6 protein-coding genes are annotated in these 8,257 nt (G+C 73.3%); 4 read left to right on the top strand and 2 right to left on the bottom strand.

Features of this window, described 5'->3' with window-relative positions; genetic code table 11:
• Window positions 1-1,323: AAA family ATPase (locus tag AB0C29_RS22440; protein ID WP_360823182.1), on the bottom strand; the 1,323-nt coding region annotated here is incomplete at its 3' end.
• Here AB0C29_RS22440 and AB0C29_RS22435 point away from each other — a divergent pair.
• Together AB0C29_RS22435 and AB0C29_RS22430 are read left to right on the top strand one after the other, a co-directional pair.
• Window positions 1,322-2,683 (top strand): diacylglycerol kinase family protein, encoded by a 1,362-nt coding sequence (locus tag AB0C29_RS22435; RefSeq protein ID WP_360823179.1) that lies wholly within the window; start codon window positions 1,322-1,324, stop codon window positions 2,681-2,683. The genes AB0C29_RS22440 and AB0C29_RS22435 overlap by 2 nt on opposite strands.
• A 149-nt stretch (window positions 2,684-2,832) precedes the next feature.
• Window positions 2,833-5,511, top strand: a complete 2,679-nt coding sequence (locus AB0C29_RS22430; protein WP_360823176.1) for a LuxR C-terminal-related transcriptional regulator — start codon at window positions 2,833-2,835, stop codon at window positions 5,509-5,511.
• On the opposite strand, the gene AB0C29_RS22425 is transcribed toward AB0C29_RS22430, so the two are convergent.
• Window positions 5,504-5,989: a hypothetical protein gene (locus tag AB0C29_RS22425; RefSeq protein WP_360823173.1), complete on the bottom strand. Its 486-nt coding sequence runs from the start codon at window positions 5,987-5,989 to the stop codon at window positions 5,504-5,506. The genes AB0C29_RS22430 and AB0C29_RS22425 overlap by 8 nt on opposite strands.
• A 444-nt stretch (window positions 5,990-6,433) precedes the next feature.
• Here AB0C29_RS22425 and AB0C29_RS22420 point away from each other — a divergent pair, with 444 nt between their 5' ends.
• Window positions 6,434-6,766 carry a hypothetical protein gene (locus AB0C29_RS22420; RefSeq protein WP_360823170.1) on the top strand — a complete coding sequence of 111 codons (333 nt, stop codon included), beginning with the start codon at window positions 6,434-6,436 and terminating at the stop codon, window positions 6,764-6,766.
• A 142-nt stretch (window positions 6,767-6,908) separates the two neighbouring features.
• The coding region (locus tag AB0C29_RS22415; RefSeq protein WP_360823167.1) for an MFS transporter at window positions 6,909-8,257 on the top strand (1,349 nt) is incomplete at its 3' end.

Below are 8,257 nucleotides of genomic sequence, written 5' to 3'. Positions count from 1 at the left end.
CTCGACGGTCTGCCCCCGCCGGGCGAACCAGTCGGCGGCCCGGCGGTGCAACGGCCGCAGCCGCTCCGGCGCGGCGCACAGCAGCTGGGCACACAGCAGCTCGGCGAACAGCCGGTGGAAGCGGTACACGGCCGAGAACTCGGCCGTCGGCTGGACGAACGCATTGCACCGGGCCAGCTCGGCGAGGATCGCGCGGGCGTCGGCCCGGCCGGTGACCGCCTCGGCCAGCTCCGCGGTGAAGGTGTCCAGGATGCTGAGATCGAGCAGGAACGACCGCACGTGCGCGGGCTGCGTGCGGAGCACCTCGTCGAAGAAGTACTCGGCGATCGTCGCCTCGTTGCCGGTGATGCTGTCGACCACGCTGTCCGCGTCCGGCCGGCCCTGCAGGGCCATCGCGAACAGCCGCAGGCCCGCGGCCCAGCCCTCGGTGTGCGCCAGCAGCGCTGTCAGTTTCGCCGCACTGAGGTGCACCCCGTGCAGGCCCAGGAGCTGGTCGGTCTCCTTGGTGGTGAAGGCCAGGTCCGCACTGCGGATCTCGAGCAGCTCACCGGCCAGCCGGTAGCGGTGCGTCGGCAGCGGCGGATCCCACCGGCCGATCAGCACCACCCGCAACAGCGCAGCGGTGTGCCGCAGAACGAACTCCAGCTCGTCGGCCCAGGCGGCACCGGCCAGATCGGACACCCCGTCGAGCACCAGCAGAACCGGCTCGCCCAGCCGGTTCAGCTCCGCCGCGAGCCGCACCAGGAAGGACCGGTCCACCGGCGAGGCGACAGCCGACGACGCAAGCGACGGTGAGATCTCCAGACCGGCCTGACGCATCGCCTCGAGGACGACCGTCCAGAACGGGCAGGTACGGTCCTCGTCCTCCAGGTTGATCCACGCCACGGCCCCGGACATCGTCACGCCGGCCACCCAGGAAGCCGCCAGCTGCGTCTTGCCACTGCCCGGGGGTCCCACGATCAGAGTCACCGGTGCCTCGCTGCGGCGGAGCCGGTCCACCAGCCGGGCCCGGCCGACGGCGAAAGGCGGACGGTCGGGAATGGCGAATCGGTTCTTCCACAACGGATTCGCAGTCGTCGTCTCATCGGTCACCGGATCGACGGCCAAGGCAACAGCACGCACGGGACCCCCTCCGCGGGCGCAAATCGAAACTTCAGCCTCTCCACACCAGGCGGACAGCACATCCTCCGATTCGGATAATCCGGCCAGGCCGTGATCATCCGCCGAGGCAGCCGGTGTTCCGGGTTCATCCGGCGGGCATGAGGCAGCGGTCGCCCTCCGCCGACGACACTGCCGGAAGACGCGTACCGACGGAGGCGACATGACCAGCCATGCCCGATATGCCGCTCCGGCGGAGGTGCCTGCGCCGGTCGTACCGTCCCGGCCGGCCGAGCGCTGGCTCGCCCGGCTCGCCTTCCTGCTCGCGGCCACCGCCACCGTCGTGGTGCTGGTCGTGGGAGTCCTGGTGGGCGTCGTGCTGCTGGCGGTGATGGCCGGTGGGATGGCGGCCGGCCTGGCCGGCGCCTGGTGGTTCCTCACCCACCGCGGACTGTGGCGCTGGCTGGCCGGAGCCCTCATGGTGCTGGCCCCGCTGGCGGTGGCGGCCCTGCTGGCCGGCAACCGCCAGATCAGGGTGGTGGTGGTCCTGGCCCTGCTGTGGACCGGGGCCCTGGCCGCCGGACGACGCGCGCTCGCCGCGTCCAGCACAGTGGCCGGCCCGGTGGAGTACGAGCAGCCGGCCCCGCGTCATCCGTTCCTGATCATGAATCCGTTCTCCGGCGGCGGCAAGGTGGAGCGGTTCGCCCTGGACGAGCGGGCCCGGTCGCTGGGCGCCGAGGTGGTCCTGCTGGGCGGACCCGGGGAGACGGACGTCGCCGACCTGGCCCGGAACGCGGTGAGCGACGGAGCGGACCTGCTCGGCGTCGCCGGCGGGGACGGCACCCAGGCCCGGGTGGCCGCCGTCGCGGCCGAGCTCGGCGTGCCGTTCCTGGTGATCTCCGCGGGCACCCGCAACCACTTCGCGCTCGATCTGGGCCTGGACCGGGAGGACCCGGCGACGTGCCTGCGAGCGTTGGACGACGGGGTCGAGGTCCGGGTCGACCTGGGGCGGGTGGGTGACCGTACGTTCGTCAACAACGCCTCGTTCGGGGCGTACGCGGCTGTCGTGCAGAGCGAGGCCTACCGTGACGACAAGGTCCGTACCGCCCTGACCATGCTGCCCGACCTGCTCGTCGGGCACCGCGGGCCCCGGCTGCGCCTGCTGACCGGTGGCACCGTCCGCACCGCGCCCCAGGCCGTGCTGGTCAGCAACAATCCGTACGGTTCGGACGACATCGCCGGGCTGGGCCGGCGCCCGCGGCTGGACGGTGGCGTCCTGGGCGTCCTGGCGGTCCGGGTGCGGGGCGCCGTCGACGCCGCCGGGCTCGTCCGGGGTCGCCGGTGGGCGGCCGAGTCACTCACCGCGGTCACCGCGACCGAGGCTGTCGTGGACGCGGATGTGCCGGTGCTGCCGGTGGGCATCGACGGTGAAGCGGTCCTGCTGCCCACACCGGTGCGCTGCACGATCCAGCCTGCGGCGTTGCGGGTGCGGGTGCCCCGCGACCGGCCCGGCGTGCCGCCGCCACGGCCCGAGCTGGACTGGGTCCGCCTGCGCCGGCTCGCACTGTCCACCGGCCGCCGCTGATGCCCGGGCCCGCGGTGGTATGTCCCAAGTGGATGTTGCGGCGGCCTGTCGATCCGTGATGCCCTGCGTGCCTGGTGACGCACGGGCCCGGCGCGAACCGGGCGCTGGACGCACGATTGGTGCGGGTCGGACCGAGGGGGAGCATGGCGATGCAGAACGGTGAGACGGACCGCCGGGGCCGAGTTCCGCCGGCCCGGGCCGACGCGGTGCTGGCCTCACCGAAACTGTCCCGGCCCCGGATCGGGCGTTCGCGGCTGTACCGGCCGCGGCTGACCGAACTGCTGGACACCGGGATGCGGCGGCTGGTGACCCTGGTCAGTGCGGGTCCCGGCTGGGGGAAGACCACGATGGTGTCCGCGTGGGCGGCGACCCGGCGCCTTCCCGTCGCGTGGCTGACGCTCGACCCGTACGACAATGATCCCCAGGTCTTCTCGGGCCACGTGCTCGCCGCGCTGCGGTCGACGGCGGTGACCGCGGCCGGGCCGCCGCCCGGTGACGTGGACGCCCCGCTGGACGACATCGGACAGATCCGGGCCCTGAGCCGGGTGCTCAGCCGGCTCAACGGACCGGTGGCGCTGGTCCTCGACGACTTCGACGTGATCCAGGACCGGCGGCTGATCCGGGACCTCAGTGGCCTGCTCCGCCCGCCGCGTGAGGATCTCCGGCTCGTCCTGATCAGCCGGTCCGAGCCGGCCCTGCCCCTGCACCGGCTGCGTGCGGCCGGCGAGCTGAGCGAGATCCGCACGGGTGACCTCGCCTTCACCGCCGCGGAGGCCGCCGAGCTGTTGGCCGGTCAGGGCGTGAGCCTGCCTGCGGACGAGACGGAGCTGCTGGTGCGGCGCACCGAGGGCTGGGCCGTCGGCCTGCAGCTGGCGGCGGCCTTCGTGGCCGGGCCGGACGGCGGATCCGTCGCCGACTTCACCGGTGACGTGCGCCCGGTCGACGACTACCTGTCCGAGGAGGTGCTGGCCCGCCAGACCCCGCAGTTCCAGACCTTCCTGCTGTACACCAGCATCTGCGAACATCTCAGCGGCGAGCTGGCCGACGCGATCACCCGCACCGACACCGGGCAGCGCACCCTCGAGGAGCTCGAGCAGGTCAACCAGTTCGTGGTCCGGCTGGACTCCCGGCCCTCCTGGTTCCGCTACCACCACCTCATCCGCGACGTGCTGCAGCACCACCTGATGGTGCAGGCACCGGAGATGCTGCCGCAGCTGCATCGGCGGGCCGCCGACTGGTACGCCCGGCACGGCCTGGTCATCGATGCCCTCGGACACGCGGTCGCCGCGCAGGACTGGGCGTACGTGGGCCGGCTCGTCGTCGACGCCGCACCGATGATACTCTCGCGCGACCGCGGGCGCCTGGTCAAGGTCCTCGAACAGGTGCCGGCGGCGGAGCTCGGGAGCACCGCCGAGCTGGTGCTGTGCGGGGCCATGCTGCTGTTCAACGCGGCTGACTACGCCGGCATCCGCGAGCGCCTCGGTGAGGCCCAGGAGTTGCTGGCCGGCCGGTCCGTCGCCGAGCGGCGCGCCGTCGAGGTGTCCATCCGGGCCCTGCGCGGGGCGGTGAGCCGGGTCGACGGCGACATGCCGGTGGTGGTCGACGACGCGGTCACCCAGCTCACCGCGCTCTCCCAGGAGCCGGTCGCCCGGCTGCCCGCGACATTGCAGTACCGGGCCGTCGCGCTGAACAACAGGGGCGTCGGACTGCTGTGGACCGGGCGCCCGGAGTCCGCCGAGCGGTATCTCTCGATGGCGACGAGCGCGGCGTACACGGTCGGTGTGGATCTGGTCGAGATCAACGCCCTGGGCCACCTCGCGTTGCTCGAGGTGATGTTCGGATCGGTCCGCGAGGCCGAGAGCTACTTCCGCGCCGCACAGGACAAGGCCGAGCGGGGCGGCTGGACCAACTCGCTGCAGGTGGTGGCCGCCCACCACGCGGCGGCGCTCGTCGAGCTGGAGCGCGGCCGTCCGGGACGCGCCGAACGGGTGCTCCAGCAGGGCCTGCGCGCCCATCGCAGCGACCCCGAAGCGGCCCAGTGGAAGATGTCGATGGGAATCGCGGCCCGGGTCGCGATGGACCAGGACCGGCTGCCCAGTGCGCGGGCGTTCCTGCAGGAGGCGCACCGGCCGCGCTACCCGAGAGCCCGGATGCCGGTGATCGAGCGCTGGCTGCTCGCCGCCGAGTCCGAGGCGGACCTGCGTTCCGGCCGGCCCGACCTGGTGCGGCAGCGGTACGCGACGCGGGCCCGGCGCGGCACGCTGAGCCTGCCGGAACGCAATCTGCTGGTCCGCGCCGCGCTCACCGACCGTGACCTCAACGGGGCCCAGGCCCTGCTGGCCGAACGGGGCTCCCTGATGTCGGAGACCGTGGCCACGGTCGAGGCCCGCGTCCTGGGCGCCCTGGTGTCCGAGGCGGCCGGTCACGGGCTGCAGGCCGGCGAGATGGTGGCCAAGGCCATCATGATCGCCGCACCGGAGGGGATCCGCCGCCCGTTCGTCACCCTGGCCGGCGGGCGGCTCGGCCCGCTCATCGCCCGGCAGCGCCTGATGACCGGCGAACACACCGCGTTCACCGCCGACCTGCTGCGGCTGGTCGGCGCGACCGGGCCGCCCGACGTCACCCCGGGCGGCATCATGGCCCTCAGCGACCGGGAGACCGAGGTGCTGGGCTACCTGCCGACCATGTTGACGGCCGCGGAGATCGGCGAGCAGCTCGGCGTCTCGGTCAACACGATCAAGGCCCACATGCGGGCCATCTACCGCAAGCTCGGCACCCCGCGGCGCGGGCAGGCGGTAGCCCGGGCCCGCGAGCACGGCCTCATCTAGGTGCGGCGCCCGTACGCAGCGTCTTGGCCGCTCCCCCGTGCACGACCAGGGCGTAGATGGTGATGACGTCGAAGGCCACGACCAGCACGGTCCACTGCGGGTACGCCGCCACGAATCCGAGGTTGACCAGCGCGTTGACGGCGGCGGCCAGCACACCGACGGTCCGGCCCCAGCCGTAGCCGGTCAGTACGCCGTACGCGCCCGCGAGCAGGGCCACCCCCAGCACCAGCAGCGCGATGCCCCAGGCTGTATAACTCACCTCGACCGCCAGACCGGTGGCGGCCGTGACATAGAAGTCGTCGTCCAGCAGCGCGACCAGGCCCTGGACGATGTTGATCAGTCCGGCCGCGAGCATGATGATGCTGACGAACAGGATCCAGCCCAGCCAGGCGGTGGCCCGGGCGGTCAGCGGGGCCGGCGGCGCGGAGTGTGCGGGCGGATGCCGCGTGACCGTGCGGGACGGCTGCTCAGCGGCCATGACGGGTCCCGGGTCCGAGCTTCATGATGTCCTCCTGGTGTCGGTGCGGCTGCGGGTCGCGCCGAGCCTGCCCGATGCGCCCGGACCGGTGCCTCAGCCGGCCGGGATGACCGGCGGTCCACGCCGCCGGTGCCGTCCGGGCCGGACGGAGCGATTCATTCCCCTGGGATGAGCAGGCGGCCGCCGCCGTCTGGCTGACTGGGGGAACGCCGGGCGACCGGCACCCGCGGCGCCGACGCCGGGCAGACGTTGAGGGACCCTGTCCGGCGCGCCATCCGAGCGCGACCGTCCCGTAGTCAGCGGCGCGCTCCCCGGGTCCAGGTGCGAGTGGGCGCACCGTCGTCCGGCCGGGTGCCGGCCCGTCCAGGGGGTGGGCCGGCATCACCCTCGCGCGTACCGGCGCTCTGTGTCGCTATCCGTGCGGGGTACCAGTACGGTGTCCTCGTGTTCTCGCCCGGTGAACGGTGTCCTGCACGGATCGAGCTCAGTGACTTCCAGGTGCTCTGGCTCAAGCGGCGGCCCTTCGCCGCCCAGCCCGTACGGCGTGATCACGAGTGCCGGCTGGAGTTCCGCCACCCCGGTCCGCACGGTGCCCTCGGCCAGCAGTGCGACGACATCGAGTGGTGGGTCCGCTGGACCATGAGCTCCTCCACGGTCGAGCAGGTGGCGGCCTGTCCCGGGGTCAGCGAGGAGCCGGGCGAAGCCCAGGACGACGACGCCTGTCTGCTCTTCGAGGGCCACCCCGGGCGCCACTCGTTCGACCTGGCCCAGTGGTGACGACGCCCGTCCGCGGCTGACCCCCTGGCGCGGTCATCCGCGCCGAGTGAGGCCCCCGCACCGCCCGGTTGCCAGGCTGGTACTCCGGCGGCCGACCGCGGCCCGCGGAGGGGGAAGTCATGCCACGAACGGGTGAAATCTGATGGCCGGGCTCGGCACGACAGCGCGGGACAACCGCGCGGCGGGCCGGGGTGTCCTGCTGGCGGCCTGCGTCTCGGCCCTGGTGGTCAACGCGAACACGTCAGCGGTGACGATCCTGCTGCCGGCGATCAGCGCGGATCTGCACACCACGGTGAGCCGGCTGCAGTGGGCGGTCACCGGGTACATGCTCGTCGGCGCCGCGGTCATCGTGACCGCCGGCGCGATGGGGGACGTCTTCGGCCGCCGGCGCATCTTCGTCGGCGGTCTCATCCTGTTCACCGCCTCCTGCGTGCTCATCGCCCTGTCCGGCAGCGACACCGGGGTGATCGCCGGCCGGATGATCCAGGGCGCGGCCGGCTCGACGGTGCTCGCCTGCGGCATGAGCCTGTTGTCGGTCGCGTCGTCCGGCGCCGGTCAGATGCGCGCCATCACGTTGTGGGGCGCGGCTTCCGCGGTCGGCGCGGCCGCCGGGCCTCTGATCGGCGGGCTGCTGGCCGACACGACCGGCTGGCAGGGTCTCTTCTGGATCGACGCCGCCGTCGCGGCCGCCTGCATCCCGCTGACCCTGCGGACCGTCGCGGAATCGCGCGACCCCGACCGTCCCCGGTCCATCGACGTGCTGGGCACCGTGCTCATCGCGGTCGCGCTGGTGCCGCTCGTGCTGGCGCTCAGCGAGGGCGCCGGCTGGGGCTGGTTCTCACCGGCGACGATCGGCTGCCTGGTGATCTCGGTGCTCGGCACGGCCGGATTCGTGGCCGCCGAGCGCCGGGCCGCCGCTCCCCTGGTCGATCTGCGGCTGCTGCGCAACCGTGTGGTGGTCGGCGCGACCCTGGCCATCCTGCTCGTCGCCGGCGCGATCAACGCCCTGATGTACACCCTCAGCCTGTACTTCCAGGACCCGGCGGGCTTCGGCATGAGCGCGCTGGAGGCGGGCTTCGCCACCCTGCCGGCCGCGGCGGCGATGATCGCGGTCACCCCGCTGATCACCCCGCTGGCGGTGCGGATCGGCACCCGGCGGGCGGTCGCCGTCGGCTTCGCGCTGGCCGCTCTCGGCTGCGCGGCGCTCACGTTCGTCACCGCGTCCTGGAGCTACGCCGCCTTCGTGCTGCCGCTGGCCGTCACCGCGATCGGTCTGGGCCTGGCCAACGGGCCGGCGTCCTCGGCGTCCACCGCCGCCGTCGCCCCGGCGGAGGTGGGCCAGGCCTCGGGCATCTCCAACATGGCCCGGTACGTCGGCGGATCCCTGGCCGTCGCCGCCGCGGCCACCGTCTCCACCGCGGTGTCGGCGAGCCGCACCGCCGAGGGCGCAACGGCCGCTGAAGCACTGGCTGCCGGGCTGTCCCGCTCGGC

It is taken from the genome of Actinoplanes sp. NPDC048791 (assembly GCF_040650095.1).
GTDB lineage: Bacteria > Actinomycetota > Actinomycetes > Mycobacteriales > Micromonosporaceae > Actinoplanes.
This window is presented reverse-complemented; position numbering and strand designations above follow the sequence as displayed.

What these genes read in the sequence shown, in the direction of transcription:
- AB0C29_RS22425 (WP_360823173.1), bottom strand. Translation starts at nt 5,989, where the DNA reads ATGGCCGCTGAGCAGCCGTCCCGCACGGTCACGCGGCATCCGCCCGCA.
- AB0C29_RS22430 (WP_360823176.1), top strand. Translation starts at nt 2,833, where the DNA reads ATGCAGAACGGTGAGACGGACCGCCGGGGCCGAGTTCCGCCGGCCCGG.
- AB0C29_RS22435 (WP_360823179.1), top strand. Translation starts at nt 1,322, where the DNA reads ATGACCAGCCATGCCCGATATGCCGCTCCGGCGGAGGTGCCTGCGCCG.